The 26376-nt window shown below is 65.1% G+C and carries 23 protein-coding genes; 16 read left to right on the top strand and 7 right to left on the bottom strand.

Annotation, left to right across the window (positions count from 1 at the left end; genetic code table 11):
* Positions 1 to 24 precede the first annotated feature (24 nt).
* From VG320_RS22540 to VG320_RS22530, 3 genes are read left to right on the top strand one after another with little or no spacing between them, the layout of a single operon-like run.
* Entirely contained in the window at positions 25 to 864 is an 840-nt protein-coding gene (locus VG320_RS22540; protein WP_327202283.1) for a class II aldolase/adducin family protein, read from the top strand.
* Positions 864 to 1472: a cysteine dioxygenase gene (locus VG320_RS22535; protein ID WP_327202282.1), complete on the top strand. Its 609-nt coding sequence runs from the start codon at positions 864 to 866 to the stop codon at positions 1470 to 1472. Before VG320_RS22540 ends, VG320_RS22535 begins: the two co-directional genes overlap by 1 nt.
* Positions 1469 to 3076, top strand: a complete 1608-nt coding sequence (locus VG320_RS22530) for a rhodanese-related sulfurtransferase (protein ID WP_327202281.1) — start codon at positions 1469 to 1471, stop codon at positions 3074 to 3076. Before VG320_RS22535 ends, VG320_RS22530 begins: the two co-directional genes overlap by 4 nt.
* A gap of 56 nt (positions 3077 to 3132) precedes the next feature.
* Here VG320_RS22530 and VG320_RS22525 read toward each other — a convergent pair whose 3' ends face one another.
* Positions 3133 to 4044 carry a LysR family transcriptional regulator gene (locus tag VG320_RS22525; RefSeq protein ID WP_327202280.1) on the bottom strand — a complete coding sequence of 304 codons (912 nt, stop codon included), beginning with the start codon at positions 4042 to 4044 and terminating at the stop codon, positions 3133 to 3135.
* A gap of 174 nt (positions 4045 to 4218) precedes the next feature.
* Here VG320_RS22525 and VG320_RS22520 point away from each other — a divergent pair, with 174 nt between their 5' ends.
* From VG320_RS22520 to VG320_RS22510, 3 genes are all read left to right on the top strand, one after another.
* A complete protein-coding gene (locus tag VG320_RS22520; RefSeq protein ID WP_327202279.1) occupies positions 4219 to 5187 on the top strand; it encodes an ABC transporter substrate-binding protein in 969 nt (322 codons plus the stop codon).
* A 65-nt stretch (positions 5188 to 5252) separates the two neighbouring features.
* On the top strand, positions 5253 to 6518 hold the full coding sequence (locus VG320_RS22515) for an acyl-CoA dehydrogenase family protein (protein ID WP_327202278.1): 1266 nt from the start codon (positions 5253 to 5255) through the stop codon (positions 6516 to 6518).
* A gap of 12 nt (positions 6519 to 6530) precedes the next feature.
* Positions 6531 to 7628 (top strand): LLM class flavin-dependent oxidoreductase, encoded by a 1098-nt coding sequence (locus VG320_RS22510; protein WP_327202277.1) that lies wholly within the window; start codon positions 6531 to 6533, stop codon positions 7626 to 7628.
* Positions 7629 to 7681: 53 nt separating this feature from the next.
* Here VG320_RS22510 and VG320_RS22505 read toward each other — a convergent pair whose 3' ends face one another.
* The 4 genes from VG320_RS22505 to VG320_RS22490 are packed head-to-tail and all read right to left on the bottom strand — an operon-like array spanning position 7682 to position 11628.
* Positions 7682 to 8725: an ABC transporter substrate-binding protein gene (locus tag VG320_RS22505; protein ID WP_327202276.1), complete on the bottom strand. Its 1044-nt coding sequence runs from the start codon at positions 8723 to 8725 to the stop codon at positions 7682 to 7684.
* Between the two features lie 37 nt (positions 8726 to 8762).
* Positions 8763 to 9590, bottom strand: a complete 828-nt coding sequence (locus tag VG320_RS22500; protein ID WP_327202275.1) for an ABC transporter ATP-binding protein — start codon at positions 9588 to 9590, stop codon at positions 8763 to 8765.
* Complete coding sequence (locus VG320_RS22495; RefSeq protein ID WP_327202274.1) at positions 9584 to 10609, bottom strand: ABC transporter permease; 1026 nt, start codon at positions 10607 to 10609, stop codon at positions 9584 to 9586. The genes VG320_RS22500 and VG320_RS22495 overlap by 7 nt, the downstream gene beginning before the upstream one ends.
* Before the next feature lie 23 nt (positions 10610 to 10632).
* Entirely contained in the window at positions 10633 to 11628 is a 996-nt protein-coding gene (locus VG320_RS22490) for an ABC transporter substrate-binding protein (RefSeq protein WP_327202273.1), read from the bottom strand.
* A 535-nt stretch (positions 11629 to 12163) separates the two neighbouring features.
* Between VG320_RS22490 and VG320_RS22485 the strand changes: the two genes are divergently transcribed.
* From VG320_RS22485 to VG320_RS22475, 3 genes are all read left to right on the top strand, one after another.
* Entirely contained in the window at positions 12164 to 12460 is a 297-nt protein-coding gene (locus VG320_RS22485; protein WP_327202272.1) for a hypothetical protein, read from the top strand.
* Between the two features lie 13 nt (positions 12461 to 12473).
* Positions 12474 to 13268 (top strand): hypothetical protein, encoded by a 795-nt coding sequence (locus VG320_RS22480; protein WP_327202271.1) that lies wholly within the window; start codon positions 12474 to 12476, stop codon positions 13266 to 13268.
* A 192-nt stretch (positions 13269 to 13460) separates the two neighbouring features.
* Positions 13461 to 14927, top strand: coding sequence for a caspase family protein (locus VG320_RS22475; protein WP_327202270.1), 1467 nt, complete (start codon positions 13461 to 13463; stop codon positions 14925 to 14927).
* Positions 14928 to 15105: 178 nt separating this feature from the next.
* Here VG320_RS22475 and VG320_RS22470 read toward each other — a convergent pair whose 3' ends face one another.
* Together VG320_RS22470 and VG320_RS22465 are read right to left on the bottom strand one after the other, a co-directional pair.
* Positions 15106 to 16392, bottom strand: coding sequence for a hypothetical protein (locus tag VG320_RS22470; RefSeq protein WP_327202269.1), 1287 nt, complete (start codon positions 16390 to 16392; stop codon positions 15106 to 15108).
* 148 nt (positions 16393 to 16540) lie between these two features.
* The gene (locus VG320_RS22465; protein WP_327202268.1) at positions 16541 to 17743 is read right to left on the bottom strand and encodes a caspase family protein; all 1203 of its coding nucleotides are present in this window, start codon (positions 17741 to 17743) and stop codon (positions 16541 to 16543) included.
* A 462-nt stretch (positions 17744 to 18205) separates the two neighbouring features.
* Between VG320_RS22465 and VG320_RS22460 the strand changes: the two genes are divergently transcribed.
* The 7 genes from VG320_RS22460 to VG320_RS22430 all read left to right on the top strand — a co-directional run bounded on the left by VG320_RS22460 (position 18206) and on the right by VG320_RS22430 (position 26367).
* Entirely contained in the window at positions 18206 to 18634 is a 429-nt protein-coding gene (locus VG320_RS22460) for a hypothetical protein (RefSeq protein WP_327202267.1), read from the top strand.
* Entirely contained in the window at positions 18634 to 19281 is a 648-nt protein-coding gene (locus VG320_RS22455) for a hypothetical protein (protein WP_327202266.1), read from the top strand. The genes VG320_RS22460 and VG320_RS22455 overlap by 1 nt, the downstream gene beginning before the upstream one ends.
* Positions 19282 to 19787: 506 nt before the next feature.
* Positions 19788 to 20927: a zinc ribbon domain-containing protein gene (locus tag VG320_RS22450; protein WP_327202265.1), complete on the top strand. Its 1140-nt coding sequence runs from the start codon at positions 19788 to 19790 to the stop codon at positions 20925 to 20927.
* Complete coding sequence (locus tag VG320_RS22445; RefSeq protein ID WP_327202264.1) at positions 20927 to 22051, top strand: zinc ribbon domain-containing protein; 1125 nt, start codon at positions 20927 to 20929, stop codon at positions 22049 to 22051. The genes VG320_RS22450 and VG320_RS22445 overlap by 1 nt, the downstream gene beginning before the upstream one ends.
* Positions 22052 to 22204: 153 nt before the next feature.
* On the top strand, positions 22205 to 23824 hold the full coding sequence (locus VG320_RS22440; RefSeq protein ID WP_327202263.1) for a hypothetical protein: 1620 nt from the start codon (positions 22205 to 22207) through the stop codon (positions 23822 to 23824).
* An 18-nt stretch (positions 23825 to 23842) separates the two neighbouring features.
* Positions 23843 to 25615: a zinc ribbon domain-containing protein gene (locus VG320_RS22435; RefSeq protein ID WP_327202262.1), complete on the top strand. Its 1773-nt coding sequence runs from the start codon at positions 23843 to 23845 to the stop codon at positions 25613 to 25615.
* Between the two features lie 47 nt (positions 25616 to 25662).
* On the top strand, positions 25663 to 26367 hold the full coding sequence (locus VG320_RS22430; RefSeq protein ID WP_327202261.1) for a hypothetical protein: 705 nt from the start codon (positions 25663 to 25665) through the stop codon (positions 26365 to 26367).
* The last annotated feature ends 9 nt before the right edge of the window (positions 26368 to 26376 follow it).

The raw sequence follows: 26376 nt of genomic DNA, 5'->3' as shown, positions 1-26376 counted from the left end.
AAGCCCCTAAAAACAAGGAACGACATGAGCGCGATCCTCGCCAATTCCCCCCGCGATATTCCCAGCGATGCCGCGCCTGCGGACTTCCGGCATGCCCCCATCCGCAAGTTCTGGTTCGACGACGAAGCCGCGCCCGCGCGCACGGTCGCCGAAGAACGGCGCCATCGCCAGGCGCGCCTGGCCGGTGCATTCCGGCTGTTTGCGCGCTTTGGTTTCGATCAAGGTCTCGCCGGCCACATCACGGCGCGCGACCCGCAATGGCACGATCACTTCTGGGTCAATCCGCTCGGCCTGCATTTCGGGCGCATCCGCGTGTCCGATCTGCTGCTCGTGAACCGCCATGGCGAGATCGTGGTGGGCGAAGGCCCCGTCAATCAGGCCGCTTTCGCGATCCACGCAGCGATTCACGAAGCGCATCCCGACGTGGTCGCCGCCGCGCACACGCATTCGCTTTACGGCAAGGCCTGGTCGACGCTGGGCCGCACGCTCGATCCACTTACGCAGGATTCCTGCGCTTTCTACGAGGACCATGCGCTATTCGACGATTTTAGCGGCGTGGTGCTGGACACCGACGAAGGGGCGCGCATCGCGCATGCGCTCGGCGCGCGCAAGGCCGTCATTCTGAAGAACCACGGCATCCTCACTGCGGGCCCGAGCGTCGAAGCCGCGGCATGGTGGTATATCGCGCTCGACAACGCCTGCCACGCGCAACTGCTGGCCGAAGCCGCCGGCAAACCGCAGCCCATCGCCCACGACATCGCCACGCTCACGCATGGCCAGGTGGGCCGTGCGGCAGGCGCACGCCATGCGTTCGAAAGCCTTTACGCCGGTCTGGTCGAACGCGAGCCGGAGCTGCTCGACTGATGGCGATCCACAAACTACGCCGCTTTGTCGGCAACATCGCGGAACTGGTCGATCGACAGCCTCATGGATTTCAAAAGGAATCCGAACTGATCGAAGGCGGCCTCGAAGCGCTGAGCGAACTCGTGAGCGAGGACGACTGGCTGCCCGACGCTTACGCCGTGCCCTCGCCCGAGCGTTATCAGCAATTTCTGTTGCACGCCGACGCGCGTCAGCGCTTTTGCGTCGTCAGCTTCGTGTGGGGACCGGGGCAACAGACGCCGGTGCACGATCACACGGTCTGGGGCCTCATCGGCGTGCTGCGGGGCGCGGAATACGCCCAGCCCTACGTGCGCAGCGCCGATGGCGTGCTGAGCCCGCACGGCGCCGAAACGCGTCTCGAACGGGGCATGGTGGAGGCCGTTTCGCCCACCATCGGCGATATCCATCGCGTGCGCAACGCCTTTGACGACCGTGTGTCGATCAGCATCCACGTCTATGGCGGCAACATCGGCGCGATCAGGCGCTCGACCTATCCCGCCGACGGCCCGCCAAGACCCTTTATTTCAGGCTATTCGAACGACGTCCTCCCGAATCTCTGGGATCTCAGCAAGGAATCCATCGCCTCATGAAGTCATTTCCCACGCGCTCATACCAGGACGTGCGCGACGCCCTGCTCGCCCGCCGCGAAATCGCGCTGCTCGATGTGCGCGAAGAAGACCCGCACGCGCAACGCCATCCGCTGTTCGCGGCCAACCTGCCGCTCGCGAAGATCGAACTCGATGCCTGGACGAAGCTGCCGCGCCGCGACGTGCCCATCGCGCTGCTCGATGAGGGCGAAGGTTTTGCCGCGCGCGCGGCGCTCAAGCTCGATGCGCTCGGCTATACCGATGTGGCGCTGCTCGAAGGCGGCCTGGAAGGCTGGATTCGAGCAGGCGGCGAAGTGTTTCGCGACGTCAATGTGCCAAGCAAGGCCTTTGGCGAATGGGTTGAAGCCGCGCGCCACACGCCGTCGCTGAGCGCGCAAGAAGTCCAGGCGCTGCTGGACGGCGACGCGCCCGTGGTCGTGCTCGACGCGCGCCGCTTCGACGAATACCAGACCATGAACATTCCCGGCAGTGTCAGCGTGCCGGGCGCGGAACTGGCCTTGCGCGCCCGCGCGCTCGCTCCGGACCCGGCCACCCGCGTGATCGTCAACTGCGCGGGGCGCACGCGCAGCATCATCGGCGCGCAGTCGCTCGTCAATGCGGGACTGCCGAATCCCGTTGCGGCGCTGCGTAACGGCACGATCGGCTGGACGCTTGCCGGGCAGACGCTGGAGCGTGGCGCGGCGCGCCAGTTCGACGCCGATGCCGGTCGCGACGCCGCCACGCTCGCGCAGTCGCGGGAGGCCGCGCGCGCACTGGCCGATCGCGCGGGCGTGCGCCGCACCACGCTTGACGAAGCCGCGCGCTGGGCTGCCGATCCTGCACGCACCACCTATCGCTTCGACGTGCGCACGCCCGCCGAATACGAGCGCGCGCATGTGCCCGGTTTTCAGGGCGCGCCCGGCGGCCAGCTGGTGCAGGAAACGGAGATGTTCGCGCCAGTGCGCGGCGCACGCGTGGTGCTGCTGGACGACGACGGCGTGCGCGCCAATATGACGGCGTCGTGGCTCGCGCAGATGAATGTCGAAGTCCATGTGATCGACGCCGTGAACGCCGAGGCGCTCAGCGAAAGCGGCCCGTGGCGCGCGCCCAAACCGGCGCCGCAGGCCGTCGCGTCGATCACGCCCGAAGCGCTCGCCGCCCGCCTCGCACAGCACGATCACGGCACCGTGGTGCTCGATTTCACGTCGAGCGCGAACCACATCAAGGCGCATATCCCAGGCGCGTGGTGGACCTTGCGCTCGCATCTGGCACCGGGCTTCGACGATCTGCGCGCGCTGCCCGACGCGAAGCGCTACGTGGCGGTCTGCATGACGAATGCGCTCGCACCATTCGCCGCACCCGAAATCGCGGCGCTCACAGGCAAGCCGGTCGAGGTGCTCGAAGGCGGCACCACCGCCTGGCAGCGTGCCGGCCTGCCCGTCGAAAGCGGCGATGCCCAGCTCGCCTCGCCGCGCATCGACCGATACCGGCGGCCCTACGAGGGCACCGACAACGCGCGCGCAGCCATGAACGCCTACCTCGAATGGGAGTATGGCCTTGTCGAGCAACTGGGCCGCGACGGCACGCACGGCTTTTTCACGGTCTGAACGCCGTAGCGTTGAAGCGTTGAGGGTGGAAAGCGTCGCCCGCCGCGTGCCTGCCGTCAGGCCGCGCGGGCGACGCGCGCCGCCTTGAAGCTGCCCGCCACGCTCTGCGCCAGTACCGCGAGCGCCGACTCCATCTTGCCGATCGCGCGCGAGCGCACCACCCACACGGCGATTTCCGGCTTGAAGTCGCTGACCGGCACGATGTCGAGCGCGTCGGCCCAGGCGCTCGATGCCACCAGCGGCTGCGGCACCAGACCCAGCCCCACGCCGTCGGCCACCAGCCCCAGTTGCAGTTCGGTGCCGAGCGTTTCGAGGTTGAGCTTGAGCGAGTGGCCCTGCGCGGCGAGCGCATGCTGCAAACCCGCGCGAAAACCGCAGCCATCGGGATTGAGCACCCAGCCGTGCGCCTGGCATTCCGCCAGCGTATGCGTGCGCCGCTTGAGCAAGCCCTTCTTTGCGACCACCGCCAGCTTGAGCGAGCCGAGCGACTCGCCCGCCAGCGTTTCGGGCAGCGTGCGATTGGCGGGCAGCAGCGCGATGGCGGCATCGAGTTCGCCGTCCTCTACTTTTTGCAGCAGCGGCGCGCCCCAGCCCGTCGTCACGCGCGCCTGCAGTTCAGGGTGCGCCTGGCGCAGCACCTGCAGCGCGTCGAGCATCGCGATGTCGGCGACGGTCTGCGCGACGCCCAGGCGCAGCACGCCCGCCAGCGGCGCGCCGTCGTTGACGAGCTGGCGCAGTGCGTCCATCTCGCGCAGGATCGCGCGGCACTGGTCGTACACGGCGCGGCCCATCGGCGTGGTGCGCAGCGGTTTGGTATTGCGGTCGAGCAGTTCGACGCCTAGCGCTTCCTCGAAATTCTGGATGCGCCGCGTGACGGCGGGCTGCGTGAGGTCGAGTCCCGCCGCCGCCTGGCTTAGCGACGCGCTGCGCACCACGGCGACAAAGGCTTCGATTTCGTCGAGTTTCATGTCTGTTGTTCTGGCTGCTAGCCGGAATGAGCGATCGCCCAGCTTAGCGCCTTTACGGCTTCGCGTTCAAGCTTTGCTATTCCACTTATGCATATTTGCATGGAAGAACAATGCGTTTGCCTTATGGTGACGCGCTCCGTATCGTGTGCTTTTGCCTTCGATCGAGGATTGTTCATGCGTCGTTCCGCCATCCGCTCTTCTTCACACCCAGGCTGGCCGCAACGCCTGTCACGCACGCTGCTGGCGTTTGCCGTCGCGCTGCCGTTGTGCGCGAGCGCCGCCACCCTCAAGGTCGGCGACCAGCAGTTGCAGACGCGCGGCATTCTCGAAGCCTCGGGGCAGCTCAAGGACGTGCCCTACGAAATCCAGTGGTTCAACTTCCCGGCCGCGCAGCCGCTGGGCGAAGCGCTCAATGCGGGCGCCATCGACGTGGGCGGCCTGGGCGACGCGCCGCTTATCTTTGCCTACGCGGCGGGCGCGAAGATCCGCGCGGTGTCGGCGGTGCGCTATACGCCGGTGGATCTTGCCATCGTCGTGCCGGGCGGCTCGCCGATTCACAGCGCGGCGGATCTCAAGGGCAAACGCATCGCCACCACGCGCGGCTCGATCGGCCATTACCTCGCCGTCGCCACGCTGGAGCGCGCGAACCTCAAGCAGACCGACGTGACGTGGTCCTTCATGCAGCCCGCCGATGCGCGCGCCGCGCTCGCCTCGGGCAGCGTCGATGCCTGGTCCACCTGGGACCCGTACGTGGCGCTGGCCGAGGCGCGCGACCATACGCGCAGCATCGCCAACGGCGTGGGCGTCTCGTCGGGCTTGAGCTTCGAGGCAGCCACCGACGCCGCGATCCGCGACAAGCGCGCCGAACTCTCCGATTTCCTGCGCCGCGTCGCCGCCGCGCAGCGCTGGGCGCTCAGCCATCCCGCCGAAGTCGCGGCGATCCAGTCGAAAGTGACCGGCCTGCCCGCCGACGTGCTCGCCACCGTCTATCAACGCGGCCAGTGGCGTCCGGTGCCGATCGACGATGGCGTGATCGCCGAGCAGCAGCGCACCGCCGATCTCTATCGCCGCGCCGACGTAATCCGTACGCGACTGGACGTCGCGCCGAGCTTCGACAAGCAGTTTTCGAGCGCAGCGCCCTGACGACGCCAACCACGCGAACCAGCGCTACGGCACGCGTGCCTCCTCAATCGACACCAACGACGCCCATGACCCACCGACCGCCCGACACCGTGCTCGGCGCCGCCGATCGCAGCGCGCAACGCCAGCAGGACAGCGCACGCGACACCCACGCCCTGCAGGCGCTCGCCGATCTCGACTCGCCCGCCGCTCATGCGTGGCTAAGCGCATTGAGCGAGGACTTCGCGCGCGGCGCGGCCGCGCTCGACGCCGGCCCGCATTTTCCGCACGACAATCTCGCGCGGCTGCGGCGCGCGGGCCTGCTGGCCCTCACGGTGCCGCGCGCGCTTGGCGGGCGCGAAGCCACGCTCGCGCAGACGCTGAACGTGGTGCGCGCCATCGCGCGCGGCGAGCCGTCCACGGCGCTCATCTTCGTCATGCAGTGCCTCTACCATCTGCGTCTGCAGGCCAACCCCAACTGGCCCGCAGCGCTCAAGGAGCGCATCGCGCGCGACGCCGTCGAACACGGCGCGCTCATCAACTCCCTGCGCGTCGAACCGGAACTGGGCTCGCCTTCGCGCGGCGGGCTGCCGGCCACCATCGGTCGTCGGGACGGTGCAGGCTGGCTCCTGAACGGCCGCAAGCTCTATTCGACCGGCAGCCCCGGACTCACCTGGTTCGCGGTCTGGGGCCGCACCGACGAGGCCGAACCGCGCGTTGGCGCCTGGCTCGTGCATCGCGACTCGCTCGGCATCCGCTTCGGCAAGCCCTGGAATCATCTGGGCATGCGCGCAACGGGCAGCCACGAGGTGACCTTCGAGAACGTCGAAGTGCCCCTCGACCAGGCCGTCGACCTGCAGCCGCCCGGCCCCGCCAACGGCATGGACCCGGAAACCGCGCTGTGGATGAACGTGCTGCTGCCCGCGATCTACGACGGCGTAGCGCGCGCTGCGCGCGACTGGTTCGTGCAATGGGCCGCGCATCGCGTGCCTACCGGCCTGAACGCGCCGCTGGCCAGCCTCGACAGTTTCCAGCAGACGGTCGGGCGCATCGACGCGCTGCTGCTCGCCAACCGCGTGCTGCTCGACGCGGGCGCAAGCGGCAGCGTGGCGGCCGCCGAAGCGCAGACGCTCAAATACCTGGTCAGCCGGCACGCAATCGACGCGGTCGAAATCGCCCTGGAGGCCAGCGGCAACCCTGGCCTGAGCCGCGACAACGCACTGGAGCGCCACTACCGCGACGTGCTGTGCGCGCGCATCCACACCCCGCAGAACGACGTCGTGCTCGGCAATCTCGGGCGCGCCGCCTTCGCGTCGCTTGCCACATCCACCGACACCGCATCCCGCGATCGATAAAGGAGTCTTGCCATGAGCGTCGAATTCATCGGCTACGTCAGTCATCAGGAATCCAGCGAAATCCATCTGCCCGAAGGCGCCGCGATCAATCCGCCGTGGATTGCCGCAGTGGCGCAGGCGCACGAATACGGTGGCTTCGACCGCGTATTGATCGCCCATTCGAGCGCGTCGCCCGACGGCCTGCAGATCGCCTCCTACGTCGCGCACCAGACGCGCCGGCTTGGCATCCTGCTGGCGCATCGGCCCGGCTTCGTCGCGCCGACGCTGGCCGCGCGCCAACTGGCGACGCTCGATCATTTCAGCGCTGGCCGCGCCGCCGTCCACATCATCTCCGGCGGCGACGATACCGAGCAGCAACGCGACGGCGACTGGCTCGCGCACGACGCACGCTACCGCCGTACCGACGAATATCTCGACGTCGTCAAGCGCGCCTGGACGAGCGAAGCGCCCTTCGATCACCAGGGCGAGTTCTATCGCGTCGCCGCTCACCGCTCGCAGGTCAGGCCTTTGCAGCAACCGCATCTGCCGGTGTATTTCGGCGGCTCGTCCGAAGCGGCCATCGCGGTAGCGGGCAAGCATGCCGATGTGTACGCGTTGTGGGGCGAATCGCTCGACGCCGTGCGCGACACCATTGCACGCGTGCGCGCCGCGGCCGCCCCGCACGGGCGCGCGCAGACGATCCGCTTCAGCCTCTCGCTGCGGCCGATCCTCGCCGCCACCGAAGACGCCGCCTGGGCCCGCGCCGAATCCATTCTCGCGCGCGCCCAGGACGTAGTAGCGCGCTCGCCCAATTTCACGCGCCGCCCCCAAGACCCGCAAAACATCGGCTCGCAACGCCTGCTGGCCGAAGCGGCCAAGGGCCGGGTCGTCGATACGCGTCTGTGGACCGGCATCACGGCGCTCACGCGCGCGGCCGGCAACTCGACGGCGCTCGTCGGCACGCCGCAACAGGTGGCGGACGCGTTGCTCGAATACCGCAAGCTGGGCGTCACCACCTTCCTGATTCGCGGTTTCGATCCGCTGGAAGATGCGCTCGCGTATGGGCGCGATCTGCTGCCGCTCGTGCGCGCTGCTGTGGCACAGGAAGAAGCCGCGCGGCAAGCAGCTTGAGCTTCGAGGTGCTGCCGCCGGGCTTCATGCAGCGCGGCAGCACTCGCGATACGTCAGGTCAGCACGTCGGCGAATACGCGCGAGGCGAAATGATTCGAATCGGTGCTCGCGTTGACCACGCCCACGGTCTTGAGATCGTCGGCGTAAAGGGCGATTTCCTTGCGGAACGCGTCCCCCACCGGATGATGATGGTCAGTGTGGCTCCTGAGCATGGCCGCAAGCTGGCCCACGTCCGCTTTCGGCGCGTAGGCCGAGAACACCTTGGCGGCTTCGTCGGGATGGTTAGCAGTCCATTCAGTCGCTTCGAGCAAGGCGGCGGTAAGCGCCTGCGCGGTTGCGCGGTCCTTGCGCACCAGCGTGCCGCGCACGCCCAGCACGCAGCACACGCGATTGGCGTAGTCGCCACACAGATTGTTCGACACCTCGTAGAGATGGTCCGATTCGCGCAGTGTCCAGATGGTCGGGTCGCCATCGGCAATCGCCTGCACTTCGCCCTTCCTGAGCGCCTCGCCGAGCAGATTGGCCGGGTACTGCCGCCAGCGCACGTCCGCATCCGGATCGATGCCGAGTTTCTTGAGCGTGATCGCGAAGAAGTTTTTCGCCGGGCTCGCCATATCGCTCACGCCCACCGTGCGGCCCTTGAGGCCCGCAAGATCGACGATGCCGGAACTTCGGGTGGCGAGCAGGCGCATGCAGCCGCCGTGGATGCCCGCCGTGAGCTTGACGTCGAAGCCCTGCTCCAGTGGCTTGATCCAGCGCAGCGCCATGCCGACGCCCGCATCCGATTTGCCGGTGGCGATGGCCTCCAGCAACTGGTCGGTCGAGCCCGCGAAGTTGACCAGTTCGACATCCAGCCCGTGCTTGCGGAAGAAGCCCTGCGTCAGCGCGACGGGAACCGGCGCCGTGCAGATGGCGCCCGCATTCCACGAGAGCTTGAGTGCTTTGGCGCCTTCGTCGGCCAATGCGCGCGTCGCGGGCAAGCCGAACGAGAGCGCGCCGAATGCAGCCGCGCCCGTGGCGAGCGCGGTCTTGCGCAGCCAGTCGCGACGCTGCGAGGAGGACGGCGCGTCAGAAACATCGGAGACGATCGGGTTCATCGGTGTAGCGGTTCCGTGTGAGTAGAAAGATGTCGTTTCAGGCTTCGAGTCCGAGCTGCGCGAGCACTGCCCGACGCAACTCCACCAGCGCGGGATCGTCGCGATGACGTGGATACGGCGCGTCGTTGCGGACCTCGCTGACGATGCGCGCGGGCCGTGCGCTGAACACCACGACGCGCCTGGCCATCACCAGTGCCTCTTCGACGTCGTGCGTGACGAACAGCACGGAAAAGCGCTCGCGCTGCCAGAGCGCCACCAGTTCGGCCTGCATGCGCATGCGCGTGAGCGAATCCAGCTTGCCGAACGGTTCGTCGAGCGCGAGCAAGGCGGGATCGTTGACGAGCCCGCGCGCGAGCGCCGCGCGTTGCGCCATGCCGCCCGACAGTTGATGCGGCCAGGCGTGGGCGAACTGCGTGAGGCCGACGCGCTCCAGTGCGGCGTCGATGCGCGCCTCGGCTTCCGCCGCACGCGGGCCGCGCCGCGCGCCTTGCGCCTGCGGCCCGAGCCCCACGTTCTCGCGCACCGTGCGCCAGGGAAACAGCGTCGGGTCCTGAAACACCAGCACGCGCGACGGGTCGGGCGCGCGCACCGGCACGCCCCCGGCTTCGACCGTGCCCGCGCCCGGCGTCTCCAGCCCTGCCACGAGCCGCAGCAAGGTGGACTTGCCGCAGCCGCTCGGACCCAGCAGCGCGACGAATTCGCCGGGTGCAACGGTGAGGCTGACATCGTCGAGCACGGGCAGCGTTTCGCCGCGCAGCGCGAAGCCGTGACTCACGTGACGGATGTCGATGCGCGCGCCGGGACGCGTCGCTTCTTTCGTCGCCTCTTTCGTTGCTTCAAGCGGCGTGGCCTGTGCAATCACCATTTGAGCAGCCCCTTTTGCCAGCCGAGCACGCGGTCGCGCGCGCGGAACAACAACGTAATAAGACCCGAGCACATCAGCGCCATCACCAGCAGGCCCGCGTACATATTCGAATAGGCGGCCCAGCCCTGGGCCCACTGCAGATACCAGCCCAGACCTGCTTTCACGCCCATCATCTCGGCGACGATGAGTACCGAAAACGACGCGCCCAGCCCCATGAACAAGCCGACGAACACCGAAGGCAACGCGGCCGGAATCGCCACGCGCAGGATCAGGAAGCCGGCGCGCGCGCCAAGCGTGCGGGCGACGTCGTAGAACGCCGGATTCACACCCGCGACGCCCGACCAGGTCAGCACGGCCACGGGAAACGCCGACGCCAGCGCAATCAGAAACACGCTCGCGCTGAAGCTCGACGGAAAGAAGAAGAACGCCAGCGGTAGCCACGCGGTAGCGGGCAGCGGACCGACCAGACGCAGCAGCGGATGCAGCCAGTAGCCGACCGCGCGCGACCAGCCGATGCTCACGCCCACCACGAAACCCGTGAGCGCGCCGATCGCGTAGCCATACGCCAGCAGCCCGAATGAGTGCGCGACGCTGGAACCCAGCCGCGCGTAATCGTCGAAAAAGACCGCGATCAACGCCTCGGGCGGCGCGAAGAATGGGCGCGGCAGCCATTCGAGCTTGGCCGTGGCGATCTCCCACGCACTCACGCCCAGCGCCAGCGCGAGCAGCCACGGTCCGACTGCCAGCCAGCCGCGCGGTGGGACAGCCTGCGCGCGCCGCGTGCGCGCGGCCAATGCAGTGGCCAACGACACCAGAGCCAGCAGCAGCTCTAGCGCCAATAGCGCGTCAGTGTGCGGCCAGTCGTCGAGGCTCGGCCAGCCGCGTGTGACCGCCGCCGCGCCAAGCCAGGCGAGCGCCGCGAGCGTGCCTGAGAGGCCGCGCGCTGCCGCGCCGCGCGAGTGCGTCTGCCGTACGGCATCCGGCAACGTGCCGGGAGAGGCTTCTGCCTGGGTGGACATGAATATGGACTCCAAATGATCTATCAGGCAACACCGATGCGTGTATCCGCAAGCGCCGCCACGTCGAGCGGGCGCGGCAGGATGCCGTCTCGCACGGCGACATCGGCGACTTTCTGTAGCGTGGCGATATCGGCTGATGTCACGAAACGTAGTCTGAGCGCCGCGCGCTGCGTGATGACGAGCGCCGTATCGGGCGAGGTACGCGTGAGCTTGCCGTACACCTCGGCATAGGCCTGCGGATGAGCCAGCGCCCAGATTCCCGCGCGTTGCAGACGCTGCAGCACATCGGCGATGGCCGCACGCTTGAGCGGATCGGCATGTGCCGCGCCTGAAGCCGTGATGAAACTCAGCCCGCTATTGATACCGCTGCCGTCGCGCAGCACGCGCGCGCCGCGCGAAATCGCGATGCCATAGTAGGGATCGAAAGTGGCCCACGCCTCGATGGAGCCCGACGCGAAAGCCGCGAATGCATCCACTGGCAGGATGTAGCGGATCTGGATGTCGGTGCGCGCGAGGCCCGCTTCGGCAAGCGCGCCGTCAAGTTGGTACTCCGAAATGCTGCCACGCGCCGACGAAACGAAGACCGTGCGGCCCTTGAGCTGCGCGACGCTGTTGATGCCGGAGCGCTGCGGCACGAGGATGCCTAGCTGCGTGGGCGAACCGGCACGCGTGGCGACGATGCGCAGCGACGGATCGCCGGTCGCTGCGGCAAGCACGGGCAGATCGCCGGCCGGCGCGATATCGACGGCATTGGCGCGCTGCGCCTCGAACAAGGGCGCAGCGCCCTGGAAGTTGGCCCAGCGGTAGCGATAAGGCGTGCCCTCCAGCACGCGCGACGCCTCGGCGAGCGCGCGCAGGCCGCCGGCCTGATCGCCCAGCACGAGCGTAACGCCCGAGAGATCGGGCGCACTGGCGGCATACCCAGACGCGGGGAGCCAGAGTGCGGCAGCCGGCGCCGCGGCAAGCGCACCGAGCATCCGCCGACGCAGATGAAACGACGTGAAATTGGAGCGTGCCATAGTCCCTCGCTAGCGATGTCGATGCCAAGACTAGCGACGAACTCCGGCACTGTGAATCATTCTCTTTTTATATGTTTATCTCTGTGGATCATTTATAGCTTGCATAGTTTCATGTGATTGACCATCACACCCTGCCGCCCAGCGTGATCGCCATGCGCGGTGCCGCAAGGTGCGGGCCCGCAATCTAGCCTGCGTTCTTCGCCGGCATTGTTAGATGAACAGCCCATCCGACGCCGCGCCGAAAAAGACCGCCGTTAAATATTTCTCGTCTTTCACCGAACAAATTTCCTCAACAACAGAATACCCATGCAGCGAGGCCGTTCGCAGTCGCCATGAGACGCGCAAAAACGCTTAACCCACGGAAACCGGCGTCTCTCGCTTCGTCCGCTTCATGATTGAACACGACTGAAAATCCGAAAATGGACCTGATCCGAAGAAGAGAAAAACGTTTGCACATTCGTCTGGAACGCCAGCAGCATCGAACAATATCCAGTAATGCCTGCACGGATATTCAGACTAACAACAGGGAAAACCCATGAAAATGAAGAACATGGCCGCGATGTGCGGCGTGATGGTGTTGGCTGCCTGCAGCGGCGGCCCGAGTGATCCGGATCTGCAGGAGGCGCTCAAGGTTCAGATCGACCAACTGCGTGCTAACGCATTTACCGCCCCAATGGCAGATGCCATGCAGGCAAGTATCCAGAAGCTCCATCTGGCGAACTGCAAGTCGGCGGACGCCGGAGGCTATCAGTGCGACATGGTGGACGGCAACGGAAACGCGAAGAGCATCCGCATGATCAAGGTCGACGGTAAATGGTCCATCGTTGCATAACCCGGAATTGCCAATGAAACTCAAACTGCTCGCGCTCACCGCCGCAATCGTCGCCCTCGCCGCATGCAACAAAGGTAACGACGACCAGGCTACCGCCGTGAATCCGGCATCCACACCCGGCACCACGGCCGCGCCCGCGGCGGCCCCAACACCCGCGCCTGCCGTGGCGACGGCACCGGCGCCCACCAGCCAGCCCGACAACACTCCGCTGGCGAACTACCAGGCGGTCGACGCCTCGGACGGCCGGTGGCCGTGGCTGACTTACGTATCGGTCGCTCATGCGCAGGGCACACCGCCCTCGCAGGAGGATTTGCTGAATCTCTTCTCCGGCAAGTATTACAACGAGCACGATACGTTCAAGAAGCACGATCTGATCGCGACAGAGTGGCCGGTGGTGCAGGCGCAACTGAAGCAATATGCGGGATCGTATTACGCGATTCCGCTGGGCTCGCGATATAGCGGCCTGCAGGTGATGATGTTCGCGCAGCCCTACGATTTCGCGAGCAAGAGCTTTCCGGTCTCGTCGGTGGATAACGGCAACTACATCAACGTCCAGAACGTGGCGCTCGTGTTGAAAGAAGATCCGTCGATCGCGCGGATCCCGGTGAGCGACGAAAACCTGGCACGGCAAATCGAAAATATGCGCTCGAAGAGCAGCCTGGATCTGGAAGGCACGCTTTACATTCGCATTGACGGTGTCACGAACGGCAATCAGGTGCATGCAACCGTCGAGCACATCCATTACGATGTCTACGACCGTTTCATCCATCTGCCTGGGGCAAACAAGATCGCCCAGGCTGACATTTGATGGCCTGAAGGCAAGCGGGGCGCTGCGCGCCCTGCTGTACCCATGCTCGAAATGTACGCGCGCTGACGCACTGCGTGCTTCACTTACCCAGGCGCAATATGATCAGGCGGGCAAAATAGATAAGATGCGCACGAGATCGAAAATATCGATGATTCTCCAGTCGCGGGATTTCAGGATTTCGTAGGGGTAAAAATGGGTTTCAGCAGCAGGCGATTCCTGCCAGCGGCGACAGTGCGCGCCAAGAGTCACCGTGCAGTCAGGTTACGTGTCCTGGGCATTGCGGTGCTGGCGACCTTGCTCGCCAGCGCTGTCAAGCCTGGAATGGCCGCGACAACGCCGGCCGCCGAGTCTGCGCCCCGCGTGGCGCTCGTGATTGGCAACGCCCTGTACGGAGGCGTCGACCGCCTTGGCTCCCCCGTCCCGGACGCCAGGCTCGTTGCGCAAACCCTGCGATCGACGGGCTTCGACGTGGACCTCGAAGTCGATCAGACGCGCGCGCAGATGCTCGATGCATTTGATCGCTTTGGCGTGAACGCGAAGAAAGCTTCGATCGCCTTGATTTACTACGCGGGCCACGGATTCGAAAGCGGCGGGGAAAATTATCTGATCCCCGTCGATCTCCCCGTGCCAATCGGCAACGTGACAAGAAGCGATCTTACGCGCTACGGAGTGCCGCTGCGCTACGTCCGCGGCGCAGCGAACCGCGGTGCCCCGCGCGCGCTGATCCTGTTTCTCGATACGTGCCGAACCGCAGCGCTACGCGGTCCCACAAGACAAACGCTCAAACCCGTCGATGCCGCTCGCGGCGAGCTAATCGCATTTGCGACGCAGCCGGGCGGGTCGGCGCTCGATACGTTCTGGCTCGGCGGCACGCATTACGAACACAGCCCCTTCAGCTATTACCTGAGTCAGCAATTGCGCGCGGGGGGCGAACTCATCACCGCCCTGCGTCATACGCAAATCCTGGTGTCCGCAGCCACCGCCGATACGCAGCGCCCCTGGTTCAACGACGGCCTGGTTGGTGAGCTTCATCTGTCTGACGCGGCTCCACAGGCTTCCGATAGCGCTCCCCACTCACCCGAACTCTCGGGCGTTCAGGCGCGCGGCGGACAAGCCACTGACCCCGACACCGGCGTGGACGACTGGCGCGTGAGTACGCGCCCGCCAATCGCAGACCGGCTGGCCGAAGGCGCGCATTGGGACACCGAACTGGACCGCATGCTGAAACTGCTTCCGCAGATCTGGAGCGACGCCAATATTGCCAACAAGGTTCATGAGCAGGCGGAAAGCGGTGACCCTTACTCGCAGACGGCGTTAGCCACGGCGCTTCATGTTCGCATGCCGAATATGCCCGACGCGCTCTGGTACCGATCGCATGCCCTCGCTGTCGAGTACGCGGTGTACGCAGCGGGCAGGCATTATCCGCTCGCGGAAGCGCTTTACGGTAATTTCATGCTCGACGAAAGCAACGCGCCTGACCGACTGTATACGGCCTCCCTGTTCTTGCGGCGCGCTGTAGACGATGGCTATGCCCGAGCACTGGATCGATTGATTCCGCTGCTCGCGCAAATCAACGAACCGGAGCATCTGGCTCACTATCAGGCGATCTATCAACAGACCTACGGCCACAAATTCGAGCTCGAGGAAGTGAAACCTTGACCGCCTAAAAAATAACAAGGAAGAACGTCATGAAGAAATCAAATATCGTTCGGCATCCTGCATAATTCCCTGACCTTGTTATTGATTTTGCAGGGAGCCGGGCGTTCTGGCCGGTTAACTCTCCCCCGGCCATGACTCGCCGAGCCTCAGGCACCGCCGAACGCCCGCTCGAGCAGCGTTATGAGTTGCGCGTGCACAATCCTTGCACGAAGAAACCCGAGCCGTTCGGTTCGTCGATGAAATACATCTTCGCGGCGCTCACCGGCAGGAACGACAACACCGCGGTACCAGCCGGCATGGCGATTTGTCCGGCGATCAGGCCAGCGATACCCGATGCCACCGCAGGATCGGCGCTCGACTTCGACGCCGCAGCGTAGTCGAATGCCGCGTTATACGTCAGCGAAAGAAGCGTGCTCTGGCCGTTGGCCGCGCCCGCCGCACCGTTGAACTGCACGGTGGAAACCGCCACATCGCCCAGCAGATGATTCTTGTCGTCGGTGTTGGGCTCCGCGCAGCTCCACGTTCCGTCGATTGCACCGGCAGCAAGCGTCTGCGTCGTCGTCAATACCATCGAACCGGTGCGCGGCGTGCCTTCAGGCGACTTGCCGAAGCGGTCGATGAACAGCGTCTTGCTCTCGCCTTGCATCGCGACGAACGCCCGACCCACCGTCTGGCCGCTGACCGTCATGTCGAATGCACCGGGATACGTCGTCTGGTCGGGGTCCGGCGTGAAACTGGCAACGTCCGTCAAGCGCGCCGTCGCGCCAGGCGTGTCGTCCACATCCGTGCAGCTTGCTGAGTAGGCCTGACCAAAACAGAATCGCGCAGCACCCGTGGTGTCGATATTCACCTGGCCCGCCACCGGATTTTGCACCCCTGTCGGCACGCCGTCGACGCTATAGTCACCCGTGAGCGAAACGAGGCTGTACTGACCGGCAAGATCCGCGACGCTGGTTACGCCGCTATTCGTCAATGCGAATTGACCGGCGAGCGTGCCGGTTCCAAGCAGGTTCGGCACCTGCGCGATCGTGCCGCTCAGCATGCCCTGTCCGTTTGCGGCGGTGCTCACGACAAGCGAAACACGCAGCGCAGCCGCCTGCGCCTGTGACAGCGTGGCCCCTTGCACCGGCGTGGCGCCCGATACGCTCAGTACGCCATTGTTCTGCGTGTAGGCGCCCACCACGTCGCCTGCAAGGCCGAATTGCGAATTCACGAAGCTCAGCGTGAGTTGTCCCTTTGCCGGGCTATCCAGAGCGATCTTTACCGTATCGCCAAAGCTGACCGTGCCGATATACGTGCTGCCGCCAGGCAGGGGCGCAAGCTCGGCGACCGTCGGCTGCCCGTTACCGTTCGAGGCCTGATTACCCGAGCCACCCGCACCGCCCGAGCCGCCGCCGCACGCCGTCAGCATCGCGCCCAGCGCAAGCGCGGCCCCCGCCGCCCGATAGTTCATCGTCATTTTCATCGTTACTGGTCCTCTTTGTCAGTCGGTTTGCGAATCGGTATCGCGCATCTCGCGCTTCATGCAAAGCGCTCAATCCCGTATTCGCGGAGACACCTCCTTTTGTTCGCATTCGAATGAAATAAAGCGCACCGGGCGAAGATTGCGCGGCCTAGCGCGACATGAACATCTTCGCCATCGACCTCGCCAGATCGCGTGCGGCCTCGGGGTCACCACGTTGCGCCTGCAACTGGAACAGGTCCAGTTGCGCCCGTTGATGCCCGGCGTCGGCGGCCGAACGCAGCCAGCGCTCAGCCTTCGCACGGTCCACCGGTGTCGCGGCGTTGCCCCCCAGGTACTGCTCGCCCAGCAGCGTGGCCGCGACCGGATAGCCCTGGTTCGCCGCGCGCTGGTAGAACTGCATCGCGCGCGCGGGGTTGGCCCGCACGTAATGGCCTTCTTCGTAGGCCAGGCCCAGGGTCGTGAGCGCCTGCGCGTCGCCGGCCGCCGCGCGCCGCTGCAGCGAGGCGAACGAAGACGCGTCGAGAATCGCCGCAGCGTTGGTCACACTCTGCTCTTCGCTGTCCCAGAGCGAGCGCGAGGCGTTCGTGTCCACCGCCGCCGCACCGCGCGTGGCCGCCGCCTGCGCGAATAGCTGTGGATTCGGCTGCGGCGCCGCTGCGGGCGTTTCGGCAAGCACGAGTTGCCCCACGAGGCCGCTCACAAACCATGGGTGCTGGCCCTCTCCCGTTGCGGCCGCAACGGCAACCTGGGTCTTTTGCAGCACGTCGATCAGCGTGGCCCCGGGCACTGCGAGGTTCTCGCTGAGGTAATAGCTGAAAGGGCTATGGTCGATCGGTTTGCCCACATTGCGCATCGTATCCAGGGCCTTGCCGCCCGGACTCGTTGAAAACGCAACGAGTGTGCCGCGTGGTGCGTTCTCGGCAGTGAGTCCTCGTGCGCCCGTTACGCCTCGCCCTGGCTCGTCGCGACAGGCGTCGACCATCACCACCATCGCCTGCGGATGGGCACGCTCGACCGTGGTCATCACGTATTCGAGCGGAATGGCCGCTCCACGCAGTTGCACCGCCGACAGCGTGGCGAGCTTCGCGGGCAGATCGACCGGCATCAGGAAGTTTTTCTGATCCGTTTCAAAGCCGTGCCCGGCGTAATAGACGAGTGCAACACGCGCCCCGCGCGCGTCCGCGCTAAAGCCGTCGAGGTCCTGCAACATCTGGGCGCGCGAGCGGTCGGTCAATAGCCGCACCGTGAAACCCAGCCGTTGCAGGCTTTGCGCAATCAGTTGGGCATCGGCCGCCGGTGTCTGCAGCCTGTCGCCGTTGCGATAGGCGCCATTACCGATCACGAGCGCCATTCTGGGGGCGAGCGCAGCCTGTGCGCCGCAAGCGATCGTCGATAGAAAAGCGCCAATTAAAACGTTTGCGACCACGTTTTTCAGCGACTTAATGCCCTTTTGGCTCAGAAATAAAGTCTGCATGCTTGAATTAATACGCATGGATCGTGAAGGTTTCCAATACTCCGACATTCTGCTACGCTTCGCGTTTGTATGGCGTCATTTAATTGGCGCACTACGCAATCCAACGGAATCTTATTCTTCAATTCGATGGACCGTGCCGTTCGTGAATCGCTAGAGCGTCTGCGTCGCCAACCGGCACGTTTCCGGCGCTTTTACGACAAGTTGCGCCGCGACTTCCACCGCCTGGCGCGGCGCAGCTATTCATGGGCATATGACACGGAAATCGACGAATCGCTTAACGACGCCTTCGTTGCTTTATTCGTTCAGAATAAAGGTGAGTTCAGCACCGCGCCACAGATCGTGAGCGATCCGCTCGCCTTCGAAACCGCGCTGGCGGCCTATCTGATCGGCGCTGGCCGCTTCAAGCTGCTCACCCGCCTGCGCGAGCGCGCAAAACGGGAAGACCACGAACGACCGCTCGACGACGATGGCGAGATCCTGTCCGGCCATGCCGACACAGCGCCCGACGCTGCCTGGTCGGACGCCGAACCCTTTCCAACGCCGGAAGACAGTCACGAACAAACGCGGCGCGCGCGCATTCTCGCGCGCTGCATGGAGAAACTCACGGTGCTGGCCCGCCAGACGATTGCGCTTGCCCTGCGCGGCTACACCGACGTCGAAATTCAGGCGCGAATTGGCTCGACCTCGGCGGTTGCGGTACGGCGGCGCGTTTCCGAGACCAAGGCCCTGCTGATCGACTGCGCCCGCCAGGGCGCACAGGAAGCGTGATGAGCGAGCCTTCCAGCGCCGCCCCAACCGAACTGGCGCTCGCCTGGCTGCGTGGCGAACTCTCGCCCGCCGAGCGGCGCGCCTTTACCGCGCGGCTTGCCCATGACACGGCGCTGCGCGACGAACTGCATTGGCTGCAAGCGCTCGCCGACGCGCAGCAACAGCACTATGTCGACGAAACATCCGACCAGGCATTCGCGGCCCTGCAGGAAGCGCTTGGCCCTGTGCCTGCGGTTGAGCACGCACCTACGGCGACCGGCTGGCTGGCGCGCGCCGGGCGCTGGCTGCGCGAGCACGCCAATGTGCTGCAACCGGCTCTGATCGCCATCGTCCTGGTGCAGTCCGGGGTGATCGGCCTGCTCTCGACGCACAACACGACACAGGAGCCGGCTGCGACCAGTGCCTACCGCGGCGCCGCTCCCTCCTGCCTGACGATCTGGCTGGATCTGCGCGACACCGCACGCATGAGCGATCTGCGCCGCTGGATGACGTTGTATGGCGCGACTTTCGCGGGCGGTCCGGATGCGTCGGGCCGCGTGAATATCGCCTTCGCCGACGCAGCGAGCCTGAAAGCCGCATTGAACGATTCGCTGCTGCAACAGATCGCCGATCACGCGCAAGCGCCCCCTGGCTGCACCGCGCCATAACCGCGCGACGGGGGACGCCTCCCGCCGCATGGGCGCGATGAATGCATCGGGATGAGCGAACAAATTCACGGCTGGACGCGAATAGCTTCATGAACGACAACCTTGGGGATCGTCATGAAGCTCGCGAAACATGCTCTTTTTCGTTGCACGACTACCGTATATTTCGATGACGACATAGAATCGGTTACACAATCGCGATTTAAAAATACAAGAGTCGAGCGGACAGAATCAATGCGATCCGCATAACGAGGGGATCAAAAGAAGTGAAAAACGGGATATTTAACGTCTCAGTTCGACCCATGCGAGTCGACAGCGTCATCTTATTGCCATTTATTACGTATCTATCCGGCGAAATCTCACGCTCTCCCGAGATAGCGCTTTAGACACGCATTAAGGTTTTTTGCAGCGCAACCGTAAACACGCATTAGCGTTCACGCTCAATGCGCGCTCACGCTTTATCTGACGGGTTATCAAGCCTGCTTTCGAATCTGCTTGTCGGGGAAACAATGTCATCTTCCAAAGACGCGATCCGCGGATCGCTCGTCGTTCTCGAAGCCGTGGACGCCGCACGCAATACGCGCGCCTTTCTGCTCTTTATCTCCTGCGCCATCGCAGCGCTCGTTGTGGCAGGCGTCTTCATCGGCATCGCCGGTACGCTCGCCAGCAACGGTGCATTCGTGATCGGCGGGTTGTTTTCCTTTATCGGATCGGTTGCGGCCGCAATCATTACGGCCACCGGCGTATCGGCAGCAGGCAAGACGCTGATGGACCAGATTCAGGGCCGCCCGGTGCAGAGCGCACGCGACGCCCTGATCGCCGGCCTGCTGACCCTTCCGAAGCTCGCAGCGATTTTCCTGATCGAAATTGCGATCTTACTCGCGTTCATGATCGTGCTCGCGGTCGTGCTGTTCATCTGCAAGATTCCGTTCCTCGGACCGCTGCTCTACACGGTCGTCTATCCGATCGCTTCCGTGATCGGCGGCATCATGTGGTTCAGTTTCATGTTCGTTGTGAACCCGCTCGCGGCTCCGGCGTTCTGGGAAGGCTATGGCGTGCGCGCCGCGCTCGACACACTCGGCATGAATCGCGGTGCGTTCAACGTTGGCCGTCTGCTGCCGCCGATCGTGCAGCAGATGGTCCTGCTTTTCGTGGTAGGCATCGTGGCGTTCATCGCGTCCACCATCGTGTTTGGCGGCTCGGCATTCGTCGCGGCGCTCGCGAGCGGCATCATCGGCTTTGGCGGCAGCCTCCTGTCGCTCTATTCGGGCTTTGGCTTCGGCGGGATGGGTGGGATGGGCGGAATGGGTGGCGGCATGAGCGGCTATCTTCTCGCGACAGGCGTCGGCGTCGGCATGCTTGGCGCGCTGGCCTACACGTTCCCGCTGCTCGTCTATCTGGCCGGCATCTGCAACATCTTCCTGAACCTCGCTGGAGCGAACGCCGCCCCGCCTGCGTCGCCTGACGCGCCGGTATCGGCAGCCCCGCGCCCGCCGCACGCACCGGAGCCGTTCACGTCGCATGGACCGGCGCTGCTGCCCGATGCGCCTGCCAACGCATCGCCTGCCTGTGCAGCGTGCGGCACGCGCGCCGAACCGGAAGACGCGTTTTGCGGTGAATGTGGCGCCGACCTGCCGAGAGGTGCGTGATGGGACGCTTTTGTGTCAAGTGCGGCAGCGGGCTCGATCCCGATGCACGCTTTTGTGACGAATGCGGCTCGCCTGTACGTCCGCGCGCTGCCACGACGGTCGCCGTGGGCATGCAGCGATCCGCGCCCACTGGCGCCGCTGTAGCGCTCGACATCAACTGGCGCAAGGTGGGTCTGTGGAGCGGAATCGGCGCGGCCGTGCTGCTGGTCGCGGGCGGCATTGCGGCATTCCTCGCCATGCCGCCTTCCACGCCTTCCGCATCCGATCTGACCGGGCTATTGAATGCCGACAAGGTGAAAGTTGCGGATGCAACGTGTCTGGGCAACTTCGCCTACGGCAAGAATCCGGTCGTGGTGGGCGGCTTCGACGCGAACACCCTGCAGTGGCTGCAGGTGCTCTCCAGAGCGGGCATCTACGGGCCGCCGCAGCCCGTCACCAATGCGTTCATGTTCGGTGGCGGCCAACAGTTTTCGCATACGGCCTTGGGCGAAAAGAAGATCCACGACGGCAAGCTCTGTTTCGCCGATGGGCTGACGGTGACCGCCGTTGAGTTCACGAAGCCGGTCAAGGCAGGCGAGCGCTGGCACACGCAAGGCAGCTACAGCTACACCTACCGCAACGCGGACGCCTGGACCCAGACGCCGGAAGCCCAGCGCGCCGAGCCGAACCGTTTCGCCAATCTGCCCAAAACCACCTACGTTTCGCTCGTGAAGGGCGATCACGGCTGGCAGTTCGACAACGGCACCGCCTCGAATGACGGACTCGCGCTTCTGAACAATATGCAGCGCGGGATGCAGGCACAGATGAGCAGCCAGCGCCATGCGAGTGGCGGTCTTTTCAGCAAGATTGCTGACGCCGTGTCCGGCCTGTTCGGTTCGCGGCCCGCGTATATCGGTAAATGGCGCGAGGAGAACACCATCGGCGGCGTGATCGAATTCACGCGCGACAGCGCCACCGTGGAAGGCAATACGACAAACGTCACCTACGAAGCCGATAAGCGGGACAACAAACAATTTTTTGTGAAACACGATGGCGCGACCGTTGCCGTCATCAAGGTGATCGATAACGACAACCTTGAGTTTTCCCTGGGCTTCGGCGGCGCGCGCCTGCGTCGCGTCGACTAGCGAACACGCCCCTCCAAGCCACTACGACCACAGAGACCTAGCATGCGTTGTCAGAAATGCGGCTTTTCGAATAGCCCGACCGCGAAATTCTGTAAGCAGTGCGGTAACGGCATGCCGCGCGCCGCCGCTGCCGCAGCGCCTGGCGCGTCAGCCTTGAATAACGAGGCGCCTGCCCCCGCCGCACACACCGCGCCCGCCACGGCTCCGGCAACGGCAGCCAGTCTGGAAATGGCGGCACAAGCTGCCGTTGCAAGCACGCAGGCGGCCAATGCCGCCGCAGCGGCGCAGGCGTGTCCGCAGTGCACGACTGCGCGCGTGCCCGGCAAACGCTTTTGTCGCCAATGCGGGTTTGACTTCGTTGCGCTTGACAGCGCTGCCCCGTCAATTGCCGCGGTGCCGGAGCGACAAGCGGCCCTTGAACCGTTCGAAGCGAAGCACGAGGAGATCCCGGCAATCGCCCCGCAAGCGTCTGAAGCCGAACTGGCGACAATCGACGTAGCGCCGGCTGCGCTCGCCGAAAGTGACACGGCCCAGACGCACACTCCCACTGCGGCGCAACCTCACGCGACATTCGATAGCGCTCCCGCGCAGGCGCTTGCACCGCTCGCCCCAGCCGCACCGATCGCGAGCGATGCACAAGCGGGCGAATGCTGTCCGGAATGCACGACCGAGCGCACGCCGGGCAAGCGCTTTTGCCGTAGCTGCGGTTTCGACTTCACCGCGCCGCAGCAGGCCGCTGGAATCCCTGGGGAAGTGGAGCGCTCGACGCACGTTGAAGCCACTCAGGCGGCAGAAATCACGCAAACGCCAGTCGTTGCGAGCGCAACCGAAGCTACGCGCGCCGACGAAGCCGTCATTGCCGTGACCGAAGCAGCATCGATAGCCGACAGCACCACGGCTGGTGCAGTAGCGCAAGCAATGCCCGAATCGCGCTACGAATCGCAGTCCGAATCATTGTCAAAATCGCAGCGCGAACCAGATCCGGCACCGCGCGCTGAGGTGCCGCAAAAGGCGAACGCCGAAGCCGGGCAAGCCGCCGGACGGGACGTCCCTTCCCCTGCCATGACTTCAGCCCCCTCTTCCGCAAGGAACGAAGGCGGCAAGAAGATGTGGATCATCGGCACTGCTGCTGTGGTTGTCGTTGGCGTTGCGGTGGGCGCGGGCCTCATGCTGCGCTCGCATCATGCGCCCACTGCATCCGGCGATACGGCCGCAAGTCCCCCGCTCGCCGCATCGGCGCCGCCGTTCATTGAAGCGGCATCGGAAGCGCCTGCCGCAGTGTCTGCCGCAGTGCCTGCTGAAACACCCGCGTCCGCACCGGCCCCGTCGCTGAGCGCAGCGCTGAACGCACCTGCGCCCGACACGCCGACGACGACTGCAAGCGAAACGAACGCCGCATCTTCCGGCGCCACGGTCATCGATACGCGGCCTCAGGCGCAAGCTCAACCGCAAGCCGAGCCACCGTCGCCCGCGCCGCAAGTACAAACGCAACCGCCAGAACCTGCAGCGCCCGCAGCACGCGTGCACGAGAAGCCTAAAAAGAGCGCAGCGCCGGCCGATGCGAACGGCGGCGAAAACGCCACCATCCGCGCCGCCATCGCGGGCAGTCTCTCGGACGGCAATAGTTGCTTCAGCAACAAGAAGTTCGATTGCGCGATCTCGAATGCGGAGGCCGTTTTGCGTCTCGACCCGCGCAATGCGCAGGCCCTTTCGCTGCGCAAGCGTGCGAAGGTTGCCCAGCAAAGCGCGCTCAACAGCATGTCGATCGAATGATGTTCTGCGGAGCCCTCCATGTCGTTTGAATTCAGTTCCGAAGGCGATCGCCTCAATCTGCCCAATCCGTTCCGTGTCGAGAACTGGTTCCGCTTCGCCGCTGCGGCGCTGCTGTTTCTCGGCGGCGTCGCGGCATTGCTGCTGAGCCGCCACAATCTGGCGGCCCACCACGGCCTGTGGGCGTTCTTGCCGCTCGCGATGGGCATCTTCCTGCTCGGCAGCGGCATCAATTACGCGCGCATCGGCATGATGCAGCTGCGCTTTTACTTCGGGCGTGGACAGCCGCTCGGCCTGAGCGACGAGATCGAAGCCAGCAACCAGGATGGCGTCACGAAAGGCGCGGCAGAGCTGCAAAACCGCATGCGCTCCGGCGCGCTGTGGTTCGAGGAACCCAAGGGCGCGCTCAACGGCCTGCTGTATTCGCTGATCCCGGCGCTCATCTACGCGCCGATTCCGATCCGGCGTCTCGCGCAACTGCAGTTCCAGTCGGGCCTCGCACTCGCGGCAACGTTCCTGAGCTTCATCATCGCCGCGGTCGGTTTCGACAATCCGTCCGATCGCGCCTGGGTCGCGCTGCTGTTTTTCGGCTTCGCGTTTTTCCTGCTGCTCAAGCCGATGGAGCAAGGCAACCAGTCCAGCGCGTCGCTCAGCCCAGCCGGTCTGATCGGCCTGCTGCTGGTGGCCGTGTTCGCACCGATCGTGGTGCCGCTCGTCTCCACGCATCTGCCCGACCTGAGCTGGCTGCCGCTGACCACACAGACGTTCGCCCTGCTCATCTGTGCGAGCGTGGCCGTGGTGCTGTTCTTCGTCGCGCTGGTGCATCAGACCGTAGTCACGCCGCGCACCAGCATGGGTAGCGAGATCGCCACGGTGTCGATGAACGGCCAACCCAAGCAGTTGCTCGACGAACTCGAGCGACATCTGCAACGGCGCTGGGTCGAGCAGATTCCGAATCGCCGTTACGCCCGCCATACGCCGTCCGTGGCGGGACAGTCCGGCCAGTTCACCGGTCAGTTGTTCGAAGAAACCCAGCCACTGCCGCGCGAGGACATGCGTCGCGTGGACCTCAGGCGCGCCTTCAGCGAGCCGCGCTACCGCTGGCTGGTGAGTCTGAATACCTTCGGTGTCCTGCTGATTGCCGTTGCCGTGCTGTGCCTGCTGTGGTTCGCCACGGCGTTCGCGGCCTCGCCTGCGGACGTGCAATCGGCCGCGCTCGGCTGGGCCACGTTTGGCAGCGCGATGCTCGCAGTCGGCGCGTTCTGTCTGCGCGCCGGGCACATGCTGTGGGCGCGCTTCGACTTTCTTTCGAAGCTCGTCTGGGTGCAGTTCGACGGCAATTTCCAGCGCTCGCGCATGAACCTGGGGGCGCAATTCAGCGACCGCGTGCGCACGGAAAGCGACGTTGTCGCGGTTCATGACATGTCGGTGCGCGTGTGGGTGGCGGAGATCGATTCGGTGACCTTTGGCCGCGACCACCGCCGCATGATCGTCGGCATGCGCGGCCTGCCTGACGAAGCCCGCGAAATCCGCCAGCTCATTGAACAGTGCGCCCAGCAGCAGACCATCGTCGTCGCGCCGACGTCGCAGCGCGATATCGAAAAGATCGCGGTGGCCAATGCGCTCAACCGCGCCGGCGAAGGGGCCACGGAGCATCTTTTGTCGCCGCAGATGCGCGACATGCTCGCCGGTCAGCCCGGCGCGCAGCGCAGCGCGAAGCCATGTAGCGCCTGTGGCGAAGCGCTCGAACCCGACTCGCGCTTCTGCGACAACTGCGGGACGCAGGTTCAGTAACCGGCGTCCGATCGCCTTTTCCGATTGACCGAAACTCCGAGGAAGCAATGGAAGTCATCTACGTTTCGAAGCGGCTGATTGCCGGCGTCACGCTCGCTGCCGTACTGGCCGGTTGCGCCGACATGAACGACGCAAAAGCCAAATTCGCCAATATTTCATGCAATCCGCTGATCGCCGGCGTGGGCGGCGCGGCGCTCGGCGCAATCGTCGCGGGTGGCAACCGTGCCGCCGGTGCGGCGATTGGCGCGGGCATCGCGGCGCTGGTCTGCGCAGCCGTGGACTATGAGGCGAAGCAGATCAAGACCGCCCAGCAGGCCCAGGCCGACTACCAGGCCGGACACGGTGGCCGCTTGCCGGAACAGGCGTCGGTGGTCAAATACAACACGTCGTTTACGCCTGCATCCATCTCGGCGGGCGAGAAGGCAACGCTGCATTCGTATATCGAGGTCGTCAAGGGCAAGCGCGACGCCGCCGACCCGACGATCGAAGAAGAGGCCACGATCTACAAGCCCGACGGCTCGATCGCCAAATCGGTGCGCAAGCCGGTGAACCAGACCGCCAGCGCAGGCGCGTTCAGCAGCAGCTTCACCATCCCGATGCCGCAAGGCGTGCCGCAGGGCGCCTACCCGGTCAAGTCGACGCTGTACGTCAACGGCGTGCAGGTCGCCGAGCGCAAGGTCGATCTGCAGGTCGTCGCGGGCATTCCGGACACCCATACCTACGCGATGCTCGCCACGCACACCGTCAACTGATCCATCTCA

The organism is Paraburkholderia sp., from assembly GCF_035948235.1.
Classification (GTDB): Bacteria; Pseudomonadota; Gammaproteobacteria; order Burkholderiales; family Burkholderiaceae; genus Paraburkholderia.
The sequence above is the reverse complement of the archived record's forward strand: the minus strand, read 5'-3'. Positions and strand labels throughout refer to the sequence as shown.